The 20,568-nt window shown below is 66.3% G+C and carries 17 protein-coding genes; 11 read left to right on the forward strand and 6 right to left on the reverse strand.

Annotated features, from left to right (window positions below; all coding sequences use genetic code 11):
* Positions 1-9: 9 nt before the first annotated feature.
* Positions 10-1,437 (reverse strand): circularly permuted type 2 ATP-grasp protein, encoded by a 1,428-nt coding sequence (locus tag GRI48_RS04220; RefSeq protein ID WP_160671856.1) that lies wholly within the window; start codon positions 1,435-1,437, stop codon positions 10-12.
* Positions 1,438-1,520: 83 nt separating this feature from the next.
* Positions 1,521-2,279 (reverse strand): esterase/lipase family protein, encoded by a 759-nt coding sequence (locus GRI48_RS04225; protein ID WP_160675363.1) that lies wholly within the window; start codon positions 2,277-2,279, stop codon positions 1,521-1,523.
* A gap of 148 nt (positions 2,280-2,427) precedes the next feature.
* On the opposite strand from GRI48_RS04225, the gene uvrB reads away from it, so the two are divergent.
* Together uvrB and GRI48_RS04235 are read left to right on the forward strand one after the other, a co-directional pair.
* Positions 2,428-4,623: an excinuclease ABC subunit UvrB gene (gene uvrB, locus GRI48_RS04230; RefSeq protein WP_160671859.1), complete on the forward strand. Its 2,196-nt coding sequence runs from the start codon at positions 2,428-2,430 to the stop codon at positions 4,621-4,623.
* 69 nt (positions 4,624-4,692) lie between these two features.
* The gene (locus GRI48_RS04235; protein ID WP_160671862.1) at positions 4,693-5,283 is read left to right on the forward strand and encodes a hypothetical protein; all 591 of its coding nucleotides are present in this window, start codon (positions 4,693-4,695) and stop codon (positions 5,281-5,283) included.
* On the opposite strand, the gene GRI48_RS04240 is transcribed toward GRI48_RS04235, so the two are convergent.
* Entirely contained in the window at positions 5,231-7,342 is a 2,112-nt protein-coding gene (locus tag GRI48_RS04240; protein ID WP_337190766.1) for a protein-disulfide reductase DsbD family protein, read from the reverse strand. The two genes, GRI48_RS04235 and GRI48_RS04240, sit on opposite strands and share 53 nt — an antisense overlap.
* A 25-nt stretch (positions 7,343-7,367) precedes the next feature.
* Between GRI48_RS04240 and GRI48_RS04245 the strand changes: the two genes are divergently transcribed.
* Positions 7,368-8,582 (forward strand): FAD-dependent monooxygenase, encoded by a 1,215-nt coding sequence (locus tag GRI48_RS04245; protein ID WP_160671865.1) that lies wholly within the window; start codon positions 7,368-7,370, stop codon positions 8,580-8,582.
* Between the two features lie 13 nt (positions 8,583-8,595).
* Here GRI48_RS04245 and GRI48_RS04250 read toward each other — a convergent pair whose 3' ends face one another.
* The 3 genes from GRI48_RS04250 to hemC are packed head-to-tail and all read right to left on the reverse strand — an operon-like array spanning position 8,596 to position 11,149.
* Entirely contained in the window at positions 8,596-9,489 is an 894-nt protein-coding gene (locus GRI48_RS04250) for an MICOS complex subunit MIC60 (RefSeq protein ID WP_160671868.1), read from the reverse strand.
* Between the two features lie 58 nt (positions 9,490-9,547).
* On the reverse strand, positions 9,548-10,225 hold the full coding sequence (locus GRI48_RS04255; protein ID WP_160671871.1) for a uroporphyrinogen-III synthase: 678 nt from the start codon (positions 10,223-10,225) through the stop codon (positions 9,548-9,550).
* Positions 10,226-11,149 carry a hydroxymethylbilane synthase gene (gene hemC / locus GRI48_RS04260; protein WP_160671874.1) on the reverse strand — a complete coding sequence of 308 codons (924 nt, stop codon included), beginning with the start codon at positions 11,147-11,149 and terminating at the stop codon, positions 10,226-10,228.
* 45 nt (positions 11,150-11,194) lie between these two features.
* Between hemC and tsaD the strand changes: the two genes are divergently transcribed.
* From tsaD to acs, 8 genes are all read left to right on the forward strand, one after another.
* Entirely contained in the window at positions 11,195-12,241 is a 1,047-nt protein-coding gene (tsaD, locus tag GRI48_RS04265) for a tRNA (adenosine(37)-N6)-threonylcarbamoyltransferase complex transferase subunit TsaD (RefSeq protein WP_160671877.1), read from the forward strand.
* A gap of 13 nt (positions 12,242-12,254) precedes the next feature.
* Positions 12,255-13,253, forward strand: a complete 999-nt coding sequence (locus GRI48_RS04270; RefSeq protein ID WP_160671880.1) for an NAD(P)H-dependent glycerol-3-phosphate dehydrogenase — start codon at positions 12,255-12,257, stop codon at positions 13,251-13,253.
* Between the two features lie 10 nt (positions 13,254-13,263).
* A complete protein-coding gene (locus tag GRI48_RS04275; protein ID WP_160671883.1) occupies positions 13,264-14,796 on the forward strand; it encodes a lipopolysaccharide biosynthesis protein in 1,533 nt (510 codons plus the stop codon).
* Positions 14,797-14,881: 85 nt separating this feature from the next.
* On the forward strand, positions 14,882-16,594 hold the full coding sequence (locus GRI48_RS04280) for a YfbK domain-containing protein (protein WP_160671886.1): 1,713 nt from the start codon (positions 14,882-14,884) through the stop codon (positions 16,592-16,594).
* A gap of 39 nt (positions 16,595-16,633) precedes the next feature.
* Positions 16,634-17,374 (forward strand): OmpA family protein, encoded by a 741-nt coding sequence (locus GRI48_RS04285; protein ID WP_160671889.1) that lies wholly within the window; start codon positions 16,634-16,636, stop codon positions 17,372-17,374.
* Between the two features lie 115 nt (positions 17,375-17,489).
* Complete coding sequence (locus GRI48_RS04290) at positions 17,490-18,041, forward strand: hypothetical protein (protein WP_160671892.1); 552 nt, start codon at positions 17,490-17,492, stop codon at positions 18,039-18,041.
* Between the two features lie 70 nt (positions 18,042-18,111).
* Positions 18,112-18,468 (forward strand): response regulator, encoded by a 357-nt coding sequence (locus GRI48_RS04295; protein WP_160671895.1) that lies wholly within the window; start codon positions 18,112-18,114, stop codon positions 18,466-18,468.
* Between the two features lie 84 nt (positions 18,469-18,552).
* Positions 18,553-20,508: an acetate--CoA ligase gene (gene acs, locus GRI48_RS04300; protein WP_160671898.1), complete on the forward strand. Its 1,956-nt coding sequence runs from the start codon at positions 18,553-18,555 to the stop codon at positions 20,506-20,508.
* Positions 20,509-20,568: the final 60 nt, after the last annotated feature.

The following is a 20,568-nucleotide window of genomic DNA, read 5'->3' on the forward strand; positions in this document are numbered from 1 at the left end:
CCCCTGCCATCAGTCCTTCAGCACCCAGGTATCTTTGGTGCCGCCGCCCTGGCTCGAATTGACGACCAGCGAGCCCTTCTTGAGCGCGACCCGCGTCAGCCCGCCGGGCGTGATGTCGATCTTGTCGGGCGAGACGAGAACGAAGGGCCTCAGGTCCACGTGACGCGGTGCAAGGCCGTTTTTGGTCAGGATCGGACAGGTCGAGAGCGACAGCGTCGGCTGCGCAATGTAGTTGGCCGGCCGTGCCTCGAGCTTCTTGCGGAACTCCGCGATTTCGCCCTTGGTCGCCGTCGGCCCGATAAGCATCCCGTACCCGCCGGATCCGTGGACTTCCTTGACCACCAATTCGGCAAGGTTGTCGAGCACGTATTTGAGGCTTTCGGGATCGGCGCAGCGATGCGTCTCGACATTGGGCAGCAATGGCTTCTCGCCGGTGTAGAATTCCACGATCTCGGGCATGAAGGAATAGATCGCCTTGTCGTCGGCGACCCCGGTTCCGGGCGCATTGGCGATGGTGACGCCGCCGTCGCGATAGACGTCCATCAGCCCCGGCACGCCCAGGACGCTATCCGGGTTGAAGGTCATCGGGTCGAGGAATTCGTCGTCCACGCGCCGGTAAATGACGTCGACCGGCTCGTAGCCGCGCGTCGTGCGCATGGCGACACGGCCGTCGACGACCCTCAGGTCGCTTCCCTCGACCAGCTCCGCACCCATCTGGTCGGCGAGAAAGGCATGTTCGAAATAGGCGGAATTGTAGATGCCCGGCGTCAGCACGGCGACCACCGGCTTGCCGGTCGTCTTGTTCGGCGCGCAGGCCGCGAGGCTCTTGGCCAGCCGCCGCGGATAGTCGGACACCGTTTCGATCGGCACGCGCATGAACAGGTCGGGGAACATGCGCATCATCGTTTCGCGATTTTCGAGCATGTAGCTTACGCCCGATGGCGTGCGCGCATTGTCCTCCAGCACGTAGAATTCGTCGGGCCCGGTGCGTACCAGGTCGATCCCGACGATATGGGTGTAGACCCCGCCCGGCGGCGTGAAACCGACCATGTTCGGAAGCCAGGCCGCGTTGTCGCGCAGCAGCCTTTCCGGAATACGACCGGCGCGAACGATCTCCTGCCGGTGATACAGATCGTGCATGAAGGCGTTGAGCGCGCTCACGCGCTGCTCGATCCCGCGCGTCAGCTTGCGCCATTCCTGCGCGGAGATGATCCGCGGCACCATGTCGAAGGGGATCAGCCGCTCTTCGGCTTCGTCGTCGCCGTAGACATTGAAGGTGATGCCGGTCTTGCGGAAACTGGACTCCGCCTCGTCATGCTTGCGGCGGAGGGCCTTGTTGTCCTGGCCTTCGAACCAGTCGCAGTAGTCGGCGTAGGCGTCGCGTATGCCGCCGCCGGAGCGGTGCATCTCGTCGAAATTGTCGTCCCAGTTCGCCATCAACCCCCGCGATTTGTGCAATGCACCATAGATGGAAAAAGGCCGCTGGCAAGCCGCCTCACCCTATTAAGGCGCGAAACAGGCTAGAGTTCCGCCAGCACCGCGCGGATCGCCTCGGGTGAAAAGGAAAAGCCCATGTGCGTACACCGCAGCGCGATCGCGCGATCGCGCTCGCCGGGCCTGCCGCAGGCACTGCGCGGACTGACCACCCCGTCGCACGGGCTCCACAAGGCCACCGTTTCGACCGGCGGCTTGCCGGCGATGTCCGCTTCGATCGGGGGCGAATCGACCCGGTGCCCGGTTACGAACTGGTAGGCACGCCAGGCATTGTTGGCCCTCTGGCTGCCGGAAAAGGGCGAGCCCATGGTAATGACCTTGTCGACGCACTGGGGATGGCGCTTCGCCAGCTCGCGCGCGAATATCCCGCCGAGGCTCCAGCCCACGAGCGTCACCTTACCCTCGTACCGCGTGCATATGTCAGCCAGCCGCTTCTCGAGCACGTCGAAGCGTTCCTGCGTCGGTCCCAGGTTGAGGCCCAGGCCCCAGCGTTTGACGGTGTGGCCGGCCCGCTCGATCTGCCGTGCCATGTAGCGCATCCGCAGCGGATGGGCGGCGAAGCCGGGCAGCATCATGACCGTTTTCGGGTTATCGGACGTGGCAATGTCGAGCGGGCCACGCCGCTTGCGGCGGACCGGCTCTGCCATCCAGTCGAGTTCGCGCAGCAGCAGCTTGAGCGGTGGGGAGGAGACTTGCTCGGGGCATGGCTCGACCGCGAGCGCCCAGCGCCGGGCAAGTTCCTGGCGATTGGCCGCGACGCTGGTCATGATCGATAGGCTTGCCATCACCCTCCAATAATGCACGAGTGCCATGAACGGCTCCCGGCCGGTGGCGTCATCTGCCGTTCAACCGCCGACCGAAAACGGGCCTCGGGGCCTGCTCGGCTCGCAAACCGCCGTTGCACCGGACCGCAGTGTTCCCCATATGTGCGTCATGGCCGAATTGGTGATCAGACGCGGACTGGACGAGCCGGACACGACCGGCGAGTTCGTCCCCCATAAGCCCGCCCGCCCCGAAAAATCGATGGGCGGACGAAGGTTCGAACTGGTGTCGGATTACGAGCCGGCAGGCGACCAGCCGACCGCGATCGCCGAACTGGTGGCGAGCGCGCGCGAGGGGGAGCAGACCCAGACCCTGCTCGGCGTGACCGGCAGCGGCAAGACGTTCACCATGGCCAAGGTGATCGAGGAGTTGCAGCGCCCGGCCCTGATCCTCGCGCCCAACAAGATCCTCGCCGCCCAGCTCTACGGCGAGTTCAAGAGCTTCTTCCCGAACAACGCGGTCGAGTATTTCGTCAGCTATTACGACTATTACCAGCCGGAAGCCTACGTGCCGCGGTCGGACACCTACATCGAGAAGGAAAGCTCGGTGAACGAGGCGATCGACCGGATGCGCCACTCGGCCACCCGCGCCCTGCTGGAACGCGACGACGTTATCATCGTCGCCTCGGTGTCGTGTCTCTACGGGATCGGCTCGGTCGAGACCTATTCGGCGATGATCTTCGATATCAAGACCGGCGAGAGCGTCGACCAGCGCGAGCTGATCCGCAAGCTCGTCGCGCTCCAGTACAAGCGCAATGATGCCGCCTTCGCGCGCGGCAATTTCCGCGTGCGTGGCGACAATCTGGAACTGTTCCCGAGCCACCTCGAGGATACCGCCTGGCGCATCAGCTTCTTCGGCGACGAGATCGAGGAGATCGCCGAATTCGACCCGTTGACGGGCAAGAAGGGCGCGGTGCTGGACAAGGTGCGGGTCTATGCGAATTCGCACTACGTCACGCCGGGACCGACGATGAAACAGGCCAGCGCGGCCATCAAGTTCGAGCTCGAGGAACGGCTCAAGGAACTGCACGAGGAAGGCCGCCTGCTCGAAGCCCAGCGGCTGGAGCAGCGGACCAATTTCGACCTCGAGATGATCGCTGCCACGGGCTCGTGCGCGGGAATCGAGAACTACAGCCGCTTCCTGACCGGGCGGTTGCCCGGCGAACCGCCGCCGACGCTGTTCGAGTATTTGCCCGAGAACGCGCTGCTATTCGTCGACGAAAGCCACCAGACCGTGCCGCAGGTCGGCGCGATGGCGCGCGGCGACCACCGCCGAAAGATCACGCTGGCCGAGTACGGCTTTCGCCTGCCGAGCTGCATCGACAACCGGCCCTTGCGGTTCAACGAATGGGACGCGATGCGCCCGCAGACCTTCTGCGTTTCGGCGACGCCCGGATCGTGGGAAATGGAACAGACCGGCGGCGTCTTCGCCGAACAGGTTATCCGGCCGACCGGGCTGATCGACCCGCCGGTCGAGATCAAGCCGGTCGAGGACCAGGTCCAGGATTGCATCGAGGAATGCAAGAAGACTGCGGCCAAGGGATATCGCACGCTCGTCACCACGTTGACCAAGCGGATGGCGGAAGACCTGACCGAGTTCATGCACGAGGCAGGCGTGCGCGTCCGCTACATGCATTCCGATGTCGAGACGCTTGAACGCATCGAGCTGATCCGCGACCTGCGGCTCGGCGTCTACGACGTGCTGGTCGGCATCAATCTGCTGCGCGAAGGGCTCGACATCCCTGAATGCGGGCTGGTCTGCATTCTGGATGCCGACAAGGAAGGTTTCCTGCGCTCCGAAACCTCGCTCATCCAGACGATCGGACGTGCTGCCCGCAACGTCGACGGGCGGGTGATCCTCTATGCCGACCGGATTACTGGCAGCATGGAACGCGCGATGGCGGAAACCGAGCGCCGCCGCGAGAAGCAGCGTGCCTACAACGAGGAACACGGCATCACGCCGACGACGATCAAGCGCCAGATCGCCGATATCGTCGCGCATACCGCGTCCCAGGACGGGGTGACGGTCGATACCGGTGACGATGAACGCAACAACCTCGTCGGACACAATCTTCGCGCCTATATCGAGGATCTGGAAAAGCGGATGCGCAATGCCGCGGCCGATCTCGAGTTCGAGGAGGCCGGTCGGCTCCGCGACGAGATACGCCGGCTCGAAAACGACGAGCTCGGCCTGTCCGATCACGAAAAGAAGGCACCGCTCGTCGGGCGAAGCAACGAAGGCAAGCCGGGGACGCGCAAGACCCGTTACGGGAAGACTCGCTACAAGAGGATGGGCGGCAAGCCCTGACCCGAAAAGTGGGCAAGTCGCGGCAACGCGATTGCCACGCGTTGCGCGCGATGGAATAGCGCCGACACCATGCGCCCAGCCTTCCCCCTCGGCCTGCTCGCCCTTGCCGCGTGCCAGCCGCCCGCTGCCGACAGCTATGTCGAGCGCAGCGATATCCGCCCGGCCACCCGCCAGGCGAGCAAACCCTTGCCCTCGCCCGACACGCAGGGCGCGGTCTGGGCCGAAGTCGAGGGACAGGATCGACTGATCTACGGAAAACCGGGCAAGGCACCGCTGTTCGCCATCGCCTGCGTCCTGGATGGCGACCAGGTGGGCTTGCGCCTCACCCGCTATTCGCCCGCGGACCGCGGCGCGAAGGCATTCATGGCAGTCATCGGCAACGGCCATGTCGCGCGGCTGAAAGTCGATGCCGTTCCGGTCGGCGACGTGACGCTATGGCAGGGCGAGACATCGATCGACAATCAGCGGCTGGAGGCGCTGACCGGTGCGCGCGGCGTGGAAGCCACGGTGCCGGGTGCCGGAACGCTCAAGCTCAATGCCAGCAACCGGCCCGGCGTGCTGATCGAACGCTGCCGCGCGATGCAGCGCTCCATCCTGAAGGCTAAGGCTAAGGCCGAGGCCGAGGCCGAGCGGCCAGCTGCGCAAGACCCTCCGGCGTAAGCACCTGAGGCAATTGCTCGGCGTCGCCACCGGGCTCGTACCAAAGGTAGAGCGGAACGCCCGCCGCACCTTGGCGGGCGAGGAACTCGGCGATTTCCGGATTGCGCCGCGTGTAGTCGCCGCGAAGACTGATTACCCCGGCCTTATCGAAAGCGGTCTTGGTCGTTTCGCGCTCGATCGCGACCCGCTCGTTGACCTTGCAGGTGACGCACCAGTCGGCAGTGAACCACACGAACACGGGCTTTCCGCTCGCCCGCGCAGCGGCCAGTGCGGCCCCGGAAAACGGCTGCGGGGCGAGCAGGCTCTCGTCCGCTTCCATCGCCTCGCCGGGGCCAGCGCGTGGCACGGTCAAACTGGCGATGATCGCCAGGGCCACGACCGCTCCTGCGAAAATTGTCTGTCCCGGTGCGCCTTGCCTTTGGCGCTTGCCGAGCGTCGCAAGCAATCCGACGATCACCAGCGCGACCAGTGCTGCCGCGACCAGCGGCACTGTTCCGCCGAATCGCCACAGCAGCCAGAAAAGAGCTGCCGCCGTCAGCCCCATGGGCAGAGCCATCCACCGGCGGAACGTCACCATCCAGCCACCGGGCCTGGGCAGCAATCCGCGTAGCGCAGGAACGAAGCCGATCAGCAGGAACGGAAGCGCAAGCCCGATGCCCAGCGCCACGAACAGCAGCATAGCTTCCAGCGGCGGCAACAGCAGAGCAGCGCCAAGCGCCGCAGCCATGAACGGCCCCGTGCAGGGCGTCGCCACGAATGCCGCGAGCAGCCCGGTCGCAAAGCTGCCCCGGCTGGTGGGCGGTCCACCGGAAATCGACATGCCCGGAACCTCGAACAGGCCCAGGAAGTTGGCCGTTATCGCGACCGCGAGCAGGAACAGCGCGACCACAACTGCCGGCTCCTGCAGCTGGAAGGCCCAGCCGACCTGCTCGCCCGCCGATCGCAGCAGGAGCAGTCCCGCGCCGAGCGCCGCACAGGCGATCACCACACCTGCGGTATAGGCCAGCGCATCGCGTCGCGCAGAAATGGCGTCCCCGCCCGCCTTGGCCAGCGCCAGCGCCTTGAGGCTGAGGATCGGGAACACGCAGGGCATCACGTTGAGCAGCAAGCCGCCTGCCAGCGCTGCCAAGAGCAGGACGAGCAGCGCCGGCGTCTGTGCGCCCGAAGCGAGCGGCTCGCCCCCTTCGAGCGGTACGTCGCCCGGCAGCGCGGTGAACCGCACGCCTTGGCCTTCGCCGAACGACAGGATCCCGCCGAACTCGCGAAGTTCTCCGGTCGCGGTCTGCCCGGCCCCGGGCGACATCGCGCCGTCCTTGATCGGCACTTCCGCGACCAGCAGGTCGCCATTGCGTATGAAGGTCTGGATCGCCGCGTAGTCGACCTGGCGACCCTCGCCCAGATCGGGAGACGCGACGAAGACGTGCGGCTCGCCAAGACCGATACTCGCAGGAAGCGGGATGCCTATTCTGAGGCGGTTGCCCGAAAATTCGAAGCGCGGATTGCTGTCGAGTTGCGGCGCGATTGCCGCCCGCCAGGCACCAAAGCGCCCGTCGGTGCGGCTCGTCGCGGGGTCGAGCACGAGCCGGGCGGATTGCGGCACGCAGACCCTGTCGGTGCAGGCGAGGTAGTCGATCGACAACTCGACGGGTTCGCGATCGGCGACGTTTGCGTTCCGCGGCACCGTGACCGGCACGAGGACGGCGTAGTCGCCTTCGTAGATGTGGTTCATCAATCCGCCGATCAGCAGCGTTTCGGGAACCGGATAAAGCGGCTCGCCGACCTTCCAGCCCGGCGGCAGCCGCCAGTCCAGCGTCATGCCCAGCCCCGCATCGCCCGGATTGGACCAGTAGCCGTGCCATTCGGGCGAGCTCGGCGTGAAGTGGAGGGCGAGCAGCCACTCGCTGCCCGGCTCCGGCTGTCCGTCCGCGACAAGTTCGACGGCCATCTTGCTGCTGTCGAGGCGCGGTTGCGCGTCGGCAGACGGTGCCAACAGGGCAAACAGCAGCAGGCAGAGCGCCGCCAGCTTGCGCAACCCGTCCATTTGCCTTGCCTCGGTCACGGCGCTGGCTCTAGGGATGCAGCCGATGGACGACAAGAAAGACCTTCTGATCCTGGGCGGCGGCCTCGTCGGCATGACGCTTGCGCTCGCTGCGGCGAAGAAAGGCATTTCCAGCCACGTGGTGGATCGCGCCGATCCGGCCGAACTCACCGATGAAGGCTTCGACGGGCGCGCTTCGGCGATTTCCACCGCGAGCTGGAGCCTGTTCCGCAACATCGGGCTCGCCGACAGGCTGGAACCGCACGCCTGCCACATCGCCTCTATCGCGGTGACCGACCAGATGAAGCCCGGCCGGATCGACTTCCAGCCCGAATCTCACGAGCCGTCGCTCGGACGCATGTTCGCCAATCGCGAACTGCGGCTCGCCTTGTTCGAAGCCGCGCGCGAAGAGCCGCTCATTGCCTGGCATTCCAGGGCCGAGATAGTCGAACGGCACCGGGACGATTTCGGCGTTGCCGCCATTCTTGCCGACGGCAGACGGCTCGAAGCCGCGCTCATGATCGCCGCCGAGGGGCGCGGATCGCCGACGCGCGAGGATGCCGGAATCTCGATCGCCAAGTGGGATTATTCGCACCGCGCGATCATCGCCGGACTGGTTCATGAAAAGCCGCACGACAATGTCGCGTGGGAAATCTTCTACCCCGCCGGGCCCTTCGCCCTGCTCCCGATGCTGGACACCGAAAGCGGCGAGCACCGCAGCGCGCTGGTCTGGACCGTGAGCGAAAGCGATGCCGCAGGCACACTCAAGCTCGGTGACCGCGCCTTCCTCGCCGAAGTCGAGAAGCGGATGGGCGGCATGTTCGGTGAAATCCGCAGCGTGGGTCCGCGCTCGTCCTTCCCGCTCGGGTTCCACCACACGGCCAGGATCACCGGGCAGCGGCTGGCGCTGATCGGCGATGCCGCGCACGGCATCCACCCGATCGCCGGCCAGGGCCTCAACCTCGGGCTGAGGGATGTAGGCACGCTGGTCGAGGTGCTCGACGAAGGGCTCAGGCTCGGGCTCGACATCGGCGATGCGCAACTGCTCGCGCGCTACGAACGCTGGCGCGGCCTCGACAGCTTCATGGTCGCGCTGGCGACCGACGGCCTCACGCGCCTGTTCGGCGTCCCCGGTCAGGCGGCCTCGGCGATCCGGCGCGCAGGCATGGGCGCGGTCGAACGCATGCCGATGCTCAAGCGCTGGTTCATGGACGAGGCGCGCGGCGTCTCGGGAGACTTGCCGGAACTCTTGAAGAGCTGACCGGCCAGACCGCTCAGTTTTCCCGGGCTTCCCCGGCGAGTGGACTGGGCTGGTCGATCCGGTTGCCCGACCCGTCACGCAGCAGGCGGGGTTCGAGAACGGCAGAGGTTTCGATCAATTCCAGCGCCCGCTGGGCCCCGGCATAGCGCTCCGCATCGGCGATCCACTGGTCGGCCCGATCTGCGCCCGGCAGATTGCGGACTTCCTCGATCGCTGCCTCGACGCGCCCGCTTTCCAGGAACAGCCGCGCGCGTTCGAGCCGCTTTTCCGGCTGGGGTGAAGGTGCATCCTCGCGGCGGATCACGAACAGGCTGCCGAGATCGTTCCACAGCTTGCCGAAACTCGGCTGGTCCTCGCCTTGCGACAGTTCCGGTGCGAGCCCTTCGAGCCGGGCGATCAGCTGATCGAGCGTGATCGGCTTTCGCGACGCGGCAATAACCGTGCGAACGGCGTTCGGCAGCGCATCACCGAACCGCAGCCGCAGCTGGTCGGCGAGATAGCCGAGCTCGGCACCGCGTTCCAGCGCGCGCCTGGTGGCAAAAGCGATCAGCAGGCCTTCGGCACGCGCGGCATTGCCGGCCGCCGCTTCCGACTGGAGGTCGAGCCGGGCAAGCCGCTGTTCGGCGGCCGCAAGCCGTTGCTCGATCCCGCCCTGCTGTTCGGCCACGCGCTCTGCAGCTTCGCTGGCGGTCGCGCTGGGCGACGGGGTCGGCGACACGCTTTGCGATGGCAAGGGGGATGCAGGGACTTCCGAGGCAACCGTGGCAGGCTCCTCGCCACCCAGCAGCCCGTCGCGCTGGGTGAAATAGGCGACCACCGCTGCTCCGAAGAGAAACGAGATCAACGCCACGCCGAAAAAGGCGCGTGAAGGGCCGCTCGTTCGGCTCTCGCTCACGAATTTGTCCATCCCGACCTGTTCCACGACCCTAATTCCCGCAGTCTCCCGCTGCAGTGTGTCCGCAGGCTCATTGGCACATAGTGCGGGCCAAAGCCAGCAAAGCCGCATCATTTGGTGAGTCGGCGCTTTCGACGCAGGCCCAGCCCTCGCCCGCAGCGCTGGCAATGCGGGGGCCGAGACAGGCCAGCGAAATGCTGGGCAGAGAGATGTCCAGCCGCTCGCAGTTCCTGCGAAAACTGCGTGCGGCACCTGCCGAATGGAGCGCCACGGCGGCGTCTTTGCCCAGCACGCCTGCCTCTTCCGCCGTCAGCTCGATGTCGACCAGCCGGTACGCGGCTGCTTCGACGACATTCACATGCTCCGGCAGGTCGAGGGGTACCCGCTCCTCCCCGCCGATGCGCAGCAGCCGGTGATGCTTGTCGGCGGGAAGCGCGTCGATCACCGCCTGGAGGCCGCCTACCCCGGTCGATGCAACGCGGTAGCCGGAACTCTGCGCCGCCGCCGCAGTGGTCGCGCCGACTGCGTGGACCGGAAGGTGGCGGGTTTCGTCGAGCATGGCGGAGGGGAAGGCGAAGGCCATCGCGCTGCCGACCAGCAGGCCATCGAAGTCGCCCCGCGGCATGTGCCATTCGACAGGTTCGTATTCCTGCACCGGCATCGCAACCGCGACCAGACCTTGCGCGCTCGCCGCCTCGACGGTGCGGAGAGCGCCGGGCAGCGGGCGGACGACGACCAGGCGCTTCATTCAGCCTCCGAAAAGCCGGGTAACATTGGTCGAAGCCCGTGCGAGAAGATCCTCCGCCAGCCGTTCTGCACCATCGGTGTCGCCTGCCCGAAGCGTGATCGTGCCTTCGAACCGCTCGGAACCGTCCTCGGCGAATATGGCCGCGCGCAAGCCGATCGTCTCCCCCTCGATCCACGACAAGGCGGCCACCGGACTGTGACAGGTGCCTTCGAGACTGGCGAGCAGCCCGCGCTCCGCTTCGACCCGCCAACGGCTTTCGGCATGGTCGATCGCAGCCAGCAACTCCCGCGTTCGTGCATCACCGCTGCGGCATTCGAGCCCGATCGCGCCCTGCGAGGGAGCAGGCAACCATTCTTCGGGATCGAGCCGCGTCCCCACGCCGTGTTCGCCCAGCCGGTCGAGCCCGGCGGCGGCAAGCAGTGTCACGTCCGCTTCGCCAGCCTGCAGCTTGGCGAGACGGGTGGCGACATTGCCGCGAATGCCGACGATGGTGCAGTCGGGCCGGTGGTGGAGCATCTGCGCGGCACGGCGCGGCGCGCTGGTTCCCACGCGCGCGCCTTGCGGGATGCCGCGGATCGACGCTGCGCCGACCAGGACGTCGGCAACATCGGCGCGTGGCAGGATCGCACCGATCGCGATTTCCGCCGGACGCAGAGTTTCCACATCCTTCATCGAGTGAACTGCGGCATCGATCCGGCCCTCGACCAGCCAGGCATCCAGTTCCTTCGTCCACAGCGCCTTCCCGCCGATCTCGGCGAGCGGGCGCTCCTGGATTCGGTCGCCGCTGGCGATTACCGGAACCAGTTCGACGGCATGTACGTCCCAGCCATGCGCCCTGCACAGGCGGTCGCGAGCTTCATGCGCCTGCGCCATCGCAAGCGGTGACTGGCGGGTTCCGAGGCGGAGTCTGGGCGTATCGGTCATAGGGCGCGCTTGCCCTAGCCCCGCATCTGGTTCAGGGGAAGCCGCATGGCCGTCGTCCTGGGCATAGAGTCAAGCTGCGACGAAACCGCAGTCGCCGTCGTCGACAGCGATCGGCGCATCATCGCGCAGCGCATCGCGAGCCAGGATGCGGCACATGCTCCCTATGGCGGCGTCGTCCCGGAAATCGCGGCCCGCGCCCATGCCGAAAAGCTCGCGCCGATGATCGAGGGGGTCCTTGCCGAGAGCGGGATCGCCCTTCCCGACTTCGACGCGATCGCCGCGACCGCCGGTCCCGGCCTGATCGGCGGCGTGATGGTCGGCCTCGTCAGCGCCAAGGCGCTCGCGATGGCAAGCGACGTGCCGCTGTTGGCGGTCAATCACCTCGAAGGTCACGCGCTATCGCCCCGCCTTGCCGATGCGGGCATCGCATTTCCTTATTTGCTGCTGCTGGTTTCCGGCGGGCATTGCCAGATCCTGCGGGTCGAGGGAGTCGGTCGATATCGGCGGCTCGCGACCACGATCGACGATGCACTGGGCGAAGCCTTTGACAAGACCGCCAAGATCCTCGGCCTGGGCTATCCGGGTGGGCCCGCGGTCGAGCGGTTGGCACGCGAGGGCAATGCCGCTGCCGTGCCCCTGCCCCGGCCGCTGGCAGGCTCGAAGGAGCCACATTTCTCCTTTGCCGGGCTCAAGAGCGCGGTGATGCGCGCGCATGAAAGCGGCGAACACGCGGTCGCCGATATTGCCGCGAGTTTCCAGCAAGCGGCAATGGACTGCGTCGTCGACCGGTTGGAGTATTCGCTCGCCCGGACCGATCCGGTGGCGACGCTGGTCGTCGCGGGAGGCGTGGCCGCCAACCAGGCGATCCGAACGGCGCTCGAGAGACTGGCCGAACGCCACGACATGCGGTTCTCCGCGCCGCCGCTGGCCCTTTGCACCGATAACGCGGCCATGATCGCATGGGCCGGGCTGGAGCGTCTGGCGGCAGAGGGCGACGCGTTCCGCTCCGACCCGCTCGACCTTGCGGCGCGTCCGCGCTGGCCGCTCGACCCGGAAGCGGAGCCGGTGCGCGGCGCGGGTTACAAGGCTTGAGGAGGAACCGGCGATGACCCAACCAAGAACCGGCGTGCTCGGAGCGGGCGCGTGGGGCACCGCGCTGGCGCAAATGCTCGCTTCGGACGGACGCGACGTGCTGCTGTGGGCGCGCGAGAGCGATCTCGTGGAGGAGATCAATACGCAGCATCGCAACACGCCATTCCTTCCCTCCGCGGTGCTGTCCGACAATATCCGTGCGACCGGCGACCTGGCCGAGATGGCGGAGCTGGATATGCTCCTGGTGGTGACGCCTGCGCAGCATTTGGGCAGCGTGCTGGGCGAGATGCCGGCCCACCCGCTCGACCTCGTGCTGTGTTCCAAGGGTATCGAGCGCGGGACCGGGCGCCTGATGAACGAGGTCGCCAAGGCGATCGCTCCCGACAGCGCGATCGCCGTCCTGTCCGGACCGACCTTCGCCCATGAAGTCGCGGACGGCCTGCCGACGGCAGTGACCCTCGCCTGCGGTGGCAAAGAAGCGCAATGGCAGCGCCTCGCGCCGCAGATCGCACGCAAAAACTTCCGGCCCTATTACACGACCGATGTCGCCGGTGCGGAAGTCGGCGGGTCGGTGAAGAACGTGCTCGCGATCGCCTGCGGCGTGGTCGAGGGTCTTGGCATGGGGCAGAACGCCCGCGCCGCGCTGATCGCCCGTGGCTATGCCGAAATGCTGCGGTTCGGCGAGGAACTGGGCGCAGAGCGCGAAACGCTTGCCGGCTTGTGCGGCCTCGGCGACCTGGTGCTGACTTGCAATTCGACCTCGAGTCGCAATTTCTCGCTCGGCAAGGCCCTGGGTGAAGGCCGCACCGCCGAAGAATTGATGGCCGACCGCAAGACCGTGGCCGAGGGCGCGCATACCGCGCCGGTGCTGGCCGAGCTTGCACGGGACAAGGGCATCGCCATGCCGATCGTCTTCGCGGTCGAGCGGCTGCTCGAGGGCGATCCGGTGGACGAGGTCGTCAGCGCGCTGCTCGCCCGGCCACTGCGCGCGGAAAATCCGCCGCAGGACTGATGGTCCGGCCATGACCGATACAGCGAGCCCTCCCGGCCCCGACAAGGGCATCGACGACACCAGCGACCTCGCCGCGCTCGCCAAGGGCGGACGAACCAATTTCATCGGCTTCCTGCTGCGGCTGCTGGCGCGCATCCCGTTCCTGTTCATCGCGGGCAGGCTGTACGGCCTCGACGCGACCGGGCGTTTCGCATCGGCGCTGGTGCTGGTGGAGTTGACCGCGCTGGTCTGCGCGATGGGCGAAAAGCGCGGGCTGGCCCAGCGGCTGACCGACGACGACGAGCGGCATCCGGCAAATCTCGTCTACGACGGGATGCTCCTCGCGCTGCTGTTCTCCGGCATCGCCGCGGCGTTCTTCTGGTTCGTGCCGGGCCCTCTCTTCCCGAGCGGAGAATTTACCGCGCTCGACCGGCTCATCGTGCTGGCGATACCGGGTTACGCGCTGACCGAGATCGTGCTCGCCGCGCAGGCCTATCGCTACGATATCGCGACCACTGTCAGGGCCCGGGCAGTCGTCGAGCCCTGGACGATCTCGATCGTGGCCGGTGCGCTCTATTTCGTACCGGCGCTTTCGCAATCGGGCCTCTCGCTCGCCTACCTCGCCTCGATCTACGCAGGACTCGCGACGGCACTATGGGCCTTCTTCCGCAGCTACGGACGCCCGCTCGCCTGGCGACCCAGACCCCGCTACCTGCACAAGGTGGTGATGCGCGCCCTTCCCCTTGCCACGGCAGATGCCGTCGAGTGGGGCACACGCAGGGTCGACGTGTTCATCCTCGGCCTGTTCGCCGCCCCGGCCGCCGTCGGCATCTATTACATGGCCCAGCAGGTCGCGAGCCTGCCGCAGAAGCTGAAGACCAGTTTTGAGCCGATCCTCGGGCCGGTCATCACCAAGAACCTCAAGACGAAGAACTACGAGGCGATCGCGAAACAGGTCTGCCAGGTCGGGTTCTGGATCATCGCGGCGCAGGCCGGGATCGGTCTGGCGCTGGGCGTTCCGGGCGAAGCGGTCATGGGCCTGTTCGGGCCGCAGGCCGTGGGCGGAACCGGCGCGCTGGCCTTCCTGCTGATGGCCGAAGTGGTCGCCGCGACCGCCGTCGTTTCCGAAGCGGTGCTGGTCTATGTCGCGCGCGGGCGGAACCTCCTGATCTCGCTTGCGACGATCGTGCTGCAGGTCGTGCTCACCATCGTGCTGATCGAGACGATGGTGGCGTATGGATACGGCGAGCCTTTCAAGGCGGCCGCGGCGGCGATCGCGCTGATGATCTCGCTCGGCCTGGCAAGCCTCGTCAAGGCCACCCTGCTTACGCGGATCCTCGGCCATGGCATCAACAACTGGCGCTGGGCGCTGGTCTATGCCGCGGCGCCGGCAGTGCTGGTCGGCTGGCTCGCGACCTTCCTGCCCGAATGGGCGGAGCTCGCGCTGGGCGTCCCCGCGATATTGCTGACATACGGTGCGGTAATCTGGCGCAGGGGATTCGGCCCGGAAGACCGCGTCCTATTCCGGCGCGGCGTGTCCGCCCAAGCATCTGACAACGCCTAGCAATTCGTCGCACGCCAGGGGCGTTCAGTCGCCGTTCAAGTCAAGATACAATGTTACATGGCATCACGCCCATGGGGAGAATGCCGTGACCAAGACCGTTCGACTGATAGCCGCCGCGTCGCTGATCGCCCTCGCGACAGGGTGCGCGCGAACCTCCGACGATCGGATCGTCCTGACGGGTGCCAAGCCCGCCCAATCCCAGGACGAGGCTGCCCCCCTTCCGCCGCCGCCTCCCCCGCCACCATCGCCGCCTCCTTCGCCGGTGATCGGTGCGCCTGCGCTTGCCGAGCAGTCGATCAAGGTCACGGCTTCGACGCGGACATCGGCCCCCACCTATTACGTTCCGCCGGTGATGATCGCGCAGGATCCCGGCCGGGAGCGCTACGAGGGCGAGGAAGTCTCGCCCGTCCGGCTCGTGCAGCAGGAGCCCGTCAGCACCTTCTCGGTCGATGTCGACACCGGCGCCTATGCCAATACGCGGCGCTTTCTCACTCTCGGCCAGATGCCGCCGCGCGATGCCGTCCGGACAGAAGAACTGATCAACTATTTTCGCTACGACTACGCCGCGCCGAAGGACCGTAGCCAGCCCTTCACGGTGACCAGCGACATGGCGCTGACGCCGTGGAACCCGAATACGCGGCTGCTGCGGATAGGCCTGCGGGGCTACGACCTGCCGCGTTCCGAGCGACCCCCGGCCAACCTCGTTTTCCTGATGGACGTATCCGGCTCAATGCGCTCGCCGGACAAGCTGCCGCTGGTCAAGACCGCGCTCAAGGGACTCGCCGCCGGACTGTCGCCGAAGGACAAGGTTTCCATCGTGGTCTACGCCGGTGCTGCCGGCCTGGTGCTCGAACCGACCAGCGACACGCAAAAGATCCGCAGCGCGCTCGACCGGCTGGAGGCCGGCGGTTCGACCGCGGGCGGCGCGGGGCTGCAGCTTGCCTACCAGATCGCCCAGGACAATTTCATCGAGGGCGGCGTCAACCGCGTCCTGATCGCGACCGACGGTGACTTCAACGTCGGCCAGACGGACCGCGACGCGCTGGTCGAGATGATCGAGGACAAGCGCGACAGCGGCATCACCCTGACGACGCTGGGCTTCGGCACCGGCAATTACAACGAGGCGATGATGGAACAGATCGCCGATCACGGTAACGGCAATTACGCCTATATCGACAGCGCACTCGAAGCGGAGAAAGTGCTCGGCGACGAGATGGGATCGACGCTGTTCACGATCGCCAAGGACGTGAAGATCCAGGTCGAATTCAACCCCGCGCGGGTGAGCCAGTATCGCCTGATCGGCTACGAGAACCGGGCCCTGCGCGAAGAGGATTTCGACAACGACAAGGTCGATGCGGGCGACATCGGTGCCGGCCACCAGGTGACCGCGATCTACGAGATCGTGCCGGCCGGCCAGAAGGGCTGGATCGCGCCGCGTCGCTATGGCGAGCAGCTTCCGGCCGCTGCGGTTCGCCAGTCGGGCGAGATCGCGCATGTCAAGTTGCGCTACAAGCTGCCCGACGGCGAGACTTCGCGACTGATCGAGAGGGTCGTGCCGGCCGCTGCGCTCGGCAGTGCCAAGGCACCGCGGGGCGACTTCGCCTTCGCGACGGCGGTCGCAGCCTACGGGCAATTGCTGCGCGGCGACGACTTGCTGGGAGGCTTCGGGTTCGGCGATGTCCGGCGCCTTGCCGGCCAGCAGGAGGGATACTGGCGGCAGGAATTCCTGCGGCTGGCCGGGGTCGCCGACAGCCTAAGCAGCACTGCGGGCCCTGAAACCGAGCGAACCGGCGGCTGACCCCTTTCGCGCAAGGGCGTGGCTCGCTAAGGCGCGGGCATGTTTTCGCGCACCAGCCTGATCGCAACCCTTGGCGCGCTGTTGGTCGCAGCCATCGGGTTCCTGGTCGCGACGACATCCGACGATGCGCTCGCAGACCGGCTGTCGCGCGATGCAGAGCGCGCGATAGCTCAGGCAGGGGCTGAGGGTGTCGTGGCGAGTTTCCGCACCGCGAGCGGCTGGCCGACGCGGCATCCGCTGCTGACCGGCGGCCAGGCGTTGGACGAAGGCTTGCGCGCAAAGGTCGCCCGTGCCGTCTACGGGCTGGACGGCGTCGGTGGGGTCATCTGGGCCGACGGGACGATCATGGCCGAAGCTGCCGCCACCCAGTACAAGCCGCTGCACTGCCAGGAGGACGTCGAGGCCCTGCTGCGCGCTCGCACGATCCGCTTCGAGGAGGCGAGCAGCCGCATCGATGCGAACAGCAGCGAACTGCTCGATGAGGTGGCGACCGCGCTCAGGCCGTGCCTCGGCAGCATCATCGCGATCGAAGGGCATACCGACAGTTCCGGGCCCGAACCGGGTAATCTCGCCCTGTCGCAGGAGCGCGCGGATTCGATCGAGCAGGCGCTGGTGGAACGCGGCATCCCGGCAGACGGCCTGCGCCCGCGCGGGTTCGGCTCGAGCGAGCCGGTCGAGGGCCTCGAGCCGGAAGACCCGGCCAACCGTCGGATCGAGTTTTCGGTCATCGCGACGGAACCTCTTCTGCCCACGCCCATAGATACGCCGGGGGCACGCTGAGATGCCGATCGCATTCGAAGTCGTCGCCCTCGTCGTCCTTGCCTATCTGCTCGGGATGGCAATTGGCTGGATCGTCTGGTCCTCCCTCCCGAACGACACTGGAGACTGAACTTTCATGCTTCCGCTTCTAGAAACCTACTGGCCGCTGCTGGTTGCAGCGCTCGTTTTCGGCGTGGTCGTCGCCTGGTTCCTGTTTGCATCCAACCGCAAGACACGGGTCGAGGCCGACCGGCGCGACGTGCTCGACGAAGGTGCCGCCCCGGCGCAGCGCAACCAGGCGCTGATCGACAGCAAGGCAGAGGCGGCGGAGCTCGAGCAAGCGGCCAATTCGCAGCAAGTCGCCCATGCGACGGCCGAAGCCGACGCGGAAGCCGGGCCCGAAATCGTGCCGACGACATCGACGCCGCAGGCGCCTGCCAGCGGCGCTGAAGGAGACGATCTGACGCGGATCAAGGGGCTTGGCCCCAAGCTCGCAGCCATGCTGGGCACGCTCAACGTCACCCGTTTCGAGCAGATCGCCGCCTGGGACGATGCCGAAATCGACCGGATCGACAGCAAGCTCGGCAGGTTCCAAGGCCGCATCAGGCGCGACAACTGGACCGAGCAGGCGCGCCTCCTGGCCGACGGCAAGGTCGACGAATTCGACAGCAAGTTCGGAAACAGCTGACCCGCCGGAACCGATCGGCGTCCTCCGTGTTGAATTTTGCAGGGTCGTCGCAGCTAGTGGAGGGTCGTTCATGACTCAGCCTACCGTCCTGGTCGCCGAAGACGACTTCATCATCGCCTGCGATCTGTGCGATACCGTCGAAGAAGCCGGTTTCTGCGTCGAGGGTCCGCACAACGACGTCTCCTCGGCGATGCTGGCGTTCCAGAAGCACAAACCCGATCTCGCGATCCTCGACATCCACCTCGGTGACGATGTCGTCTATCCGCTTGCCGAGCGGCTGATGGCCGAGAACGTGCCGGTCATTTTCCATTCCGGGCTGGCCGATCCCAAGGACGTGCACGCGCGCTATCCGCAATCGAGCACCCTCTCCAAGCCCTGCCCGCCGAACGAGGTGATCGAGACCATGTCCCGCGCGCTCTGCGCCTGATCGACCGGTCCCTCGTACTTCCGCCACTGGCAAAACATCACCGGTTCACCTATCGCTGGCTTCTGAGAAACACAGGAGAGAGCGATGAGTGCAGCGGTGTTCCCCGTTCCCGAGGACTGGGCCGACAAGGCCCTGATCGGCGAGGACAGTTACGCCGAACGCTACGCTCGCTCGATCGCCGACCCGGACGGCTTCTGGCGCGAGGAAGCCAAGAGGATCACCTGGCTCGAGCCGTTCGACACGGTCAAGGACACCAGCTTCGACAAGGCCGATTTCCACATTCGCTGGTTCACCGGCGGCAAGTTGAACATCTGCGCCAATGCGCTGGACCGGCACCTCGTCGAACGCGGCGAGCAGATCGCGATCATCTGGGAGCCCGATTCCCCCGGCGATCCGGTGCGCCGGATCACCTATCGTGAACTTCACCGCGATGTATCCCGCTTCGCCAACGCCCTGAAGGAACGTGGTGTAGCGAAAGGCGACCGGGTCACGATTTACCTGCCGATGGTCCCTGAAGCCGCGATTGCTATGCTTGCCTGCGCCCGGATCGGCGCGATCCACTCGGTCGTCTTCGCCGGCTTTTCTCCCGATGCGCTCGCCGGACGGATCGAGGATTGCGGATCGCGCATCGTCGTGACCGCCGACGAGGGCCTGCGGGGCGGCAAGACGGTCCCGCTCAAGGCCAATGTGGACGCAGCGCTGGAAAAGGTCGCGGTCGATACGGTGGTCGTCTTCAATCACACGGGCGCGGACGTGCCGATGGTCGAAGGTCGGGACGTCAGCTGGTCGGACGCCGTGGCCGGCGTGGCAGAGGACTGCGCCCCAGAACCGATGGACGCTGAAGACCCGCTTTTCATTCTCTACACTTCCGGCTCCACGGGCAAGCCCAAGGGCGTACTCCACACCACTGGCGGCTACGCCGTCTGGACCAGCATGACCCACCAGTACGTGTTCGACTACCAGCCGAACGAGGACGGCTCGATGCCGGTCTACTGGTGCGCGGCCGATGTCGGCTGGGTCACCGGCCACAGCTATGTCGTCTATGCGCCGCTGATGAACGGCGCGACGCAGGTGATGTTCGAAGGCGTGCCGAACTTTCCGGATCATTCGCGGTTCTGGGACATCGTCGACAAGCACCAGGTCGAAATCTTCTATGCCGCGCCCACCGCATTGCGGGCCCTGATGCGCGAGGGCGACGAATACGTCACGCGCACCAGCCGCGCGTCTCTCAAGCTGCTTGGCTCGGTCGGCGAACCGATCAACCCCGAGGCGTGGGACTGGTACCACCGGGTCGTAGGCGAGCGGCGCTGCCCGATCGTCGATACCTGGTGGCAGACCGAAACGGGCGGCGCGATGATCACCCCGCTCCCCGGCGCGATCGACCTGAAACCCGGCAGCGCATCCAAGCCGATGTTCGGCGTGCAGCCGGCACTGCTCGATGCGGAAAGCGGCAAGGTCCTGGAAGGCGCGGGCCAGGGTGCGCTCGTCATCACCGACAGCTGGCCCGGGCAGATGCGCACCGTCTATGGAGACGACCAGCGTTTCTTCGACACCTATTTCAGCCAGTATCCCGGCTATTACTTTACCGGCGACGGCTGCCGCCGCGACGAGGACGGATACTACTGGATTACCGGCCGCATCGACGACGTCATCAACGTCTCGGGCCATCGCATGGGCACGGCCGAAGTCGAGAGCGCGCTGGTCGAGCACCCTTCGGTGGCTGAGGCGGCGGTCGTCGGCATGCCGCACGAGGTCAAGGGCCAGGGCATCTACGCCTATGTCACGACCACGGCGGGAACCGACGATAGCGAGGATCTTCGCAAGGAACTCGTCCAATGGGTCCGCAAGGAAATAGGCCCGATCGCCACGCCCGACGTGATCCAGTTCGCGCCATCGCTGCCGAAAACCCGCAGCGGCAAGATCATGCGGCGGATCCTGCGGAAGATCGCCGAAAACGATACCGGCAGTCTCGGCGACACCTCGACTCTGGCCGACCCGTCGGTGGTCGAAGACCTGGTGGCCAACCGCCCGCAGGCCTGAATTCGGCGCGAACCGGAACTTCGCCGGCAGCCTCCGGTTGGGAAGGTAACCCCTTTTCAA

It is taken from the genome of Qipengyuania oceanensis, assembly GCF_009827535.1.
Classification (GTDB): Bacteria; Pseudomonadota; Alphaproteobacteria; order Sphingomonadales; family Sphingomonadaceae; genus Qipengyuania_C; species Qipengyuania_C oceanensis.

What these genes read in the sequence shown, in the direction of transcription:
- GRI48_RS04220 (WP_160671856.1), bottom strand. Translation starts at nt 1,437, where the DNA reads ATGGCGAACTGGGACGACAATTTCGACGAGATGCACCGCTCCGGCGGC.
- GRI48_RS04225 (WP_160675363.1), bottom strand. Translation starts at nt 2,279, where the DNA reads ATGGCAAGCCTATCGATCATGACCAGCGTCGCGGCCAATCGCCAGGAA.
- uvrB (WP_160671859.1), top strand. Translation starts at nt 2,428, where the DNA reads ATGGCCGAATTGGTGATCAGACGCGGACTGGACGAGCCGGACACGACC.
- GRI48_RS04235 (WP_160671862.1), top strand. Translation starts at nt 4,693, where the DNA reads ATGCGCCCAGCCTTCCCCCTCGGCCTGCTCGCCCTTGCCGCGTGCCAG.
- GRI48_RS04245 (WP_160671865.1), top strand. Translation starts at nt 7,368, where the DNA reads ATGGACGACAAGAAAGACCTTCTGATCCTGGGCGGCGGCCTCGTCGGC.
- GRI48_RS04250 (WP_160671868.1), bottom strand. Translation starts at nt 9,489, where the DNA reads ATGGACAAATTCGTGAGCGAGAGCCGAACGAGCGGCCCTTCACGCGCC.
- GRI48_RS04255 (WP_160671871.1), bottom strand. Translation starts at nt 10,225, where the DNA reads ATGAAGCGCCTGGTCGTCGTCCGCCCGCTGCCCGGCGCTCTCCGCACC.
- hemC (WP_160671874.1), bottom strand. Translation starts at nt 11,149, where the DNA reads ATGACCGATACGCCCAGACTCCGCCTCGGAACCCGCCAGTCACCGCTT.
- tsaD (WP_160671877.1), top strand. Translation starts at nt 11,195, where the DNA reads ATGGCCGTCGTCCTGGGCATAGAGTCAAGCTGCGACGAAACCGCAGTC.
- GRI48_RS04270 (WP_160671880.1), top strand. Translation starts at nt 12,255, where the DNA reads ATGACCCAACCAAGAACCGGCGTGCTCGGAGCGGGCGCGTGGGGCACC.
- GRI48_RS04275 (WP_160671883.1), top strand. Translation starts at nt 13,264, where the DNA reads ATGACCGATACAGCGAGCCCTCCCGGCCCCGACAAGGGCATCGACGAC.
- GRI48_RS04285 (WP_160671889.1), top strand. Translation starts at nt 16,634, where the DNA reads ATGTTTTCGCGCACCAGCCTGATCGCAACCCTTGGCGCGCTGTTGGTC.
- GRI48_RS04290 (WP_160671892.1), top strand. Translation starts at nt 17,490, where the DNA reads ATGCTTCCGCTTCTAGAAACCTACTGGCCGCTGCTGGTTGCAGCGCTC.
- GRI48_RS04295 (WP_160671895.1), top strand. Translation starts at nt 18,112, where the DNA reads ATGACTCAGCCTACCGTCCTGGTCGCCGAAGACGACTTCATCATCGCC.
- acs (WP_160671898.1), top strand. Translation starts at nt 18,553, where the DNA reads ATGAGTGCAGCGGTGTTCCCCGTTCCCGAGGACTGGGCCGACAAGGCC.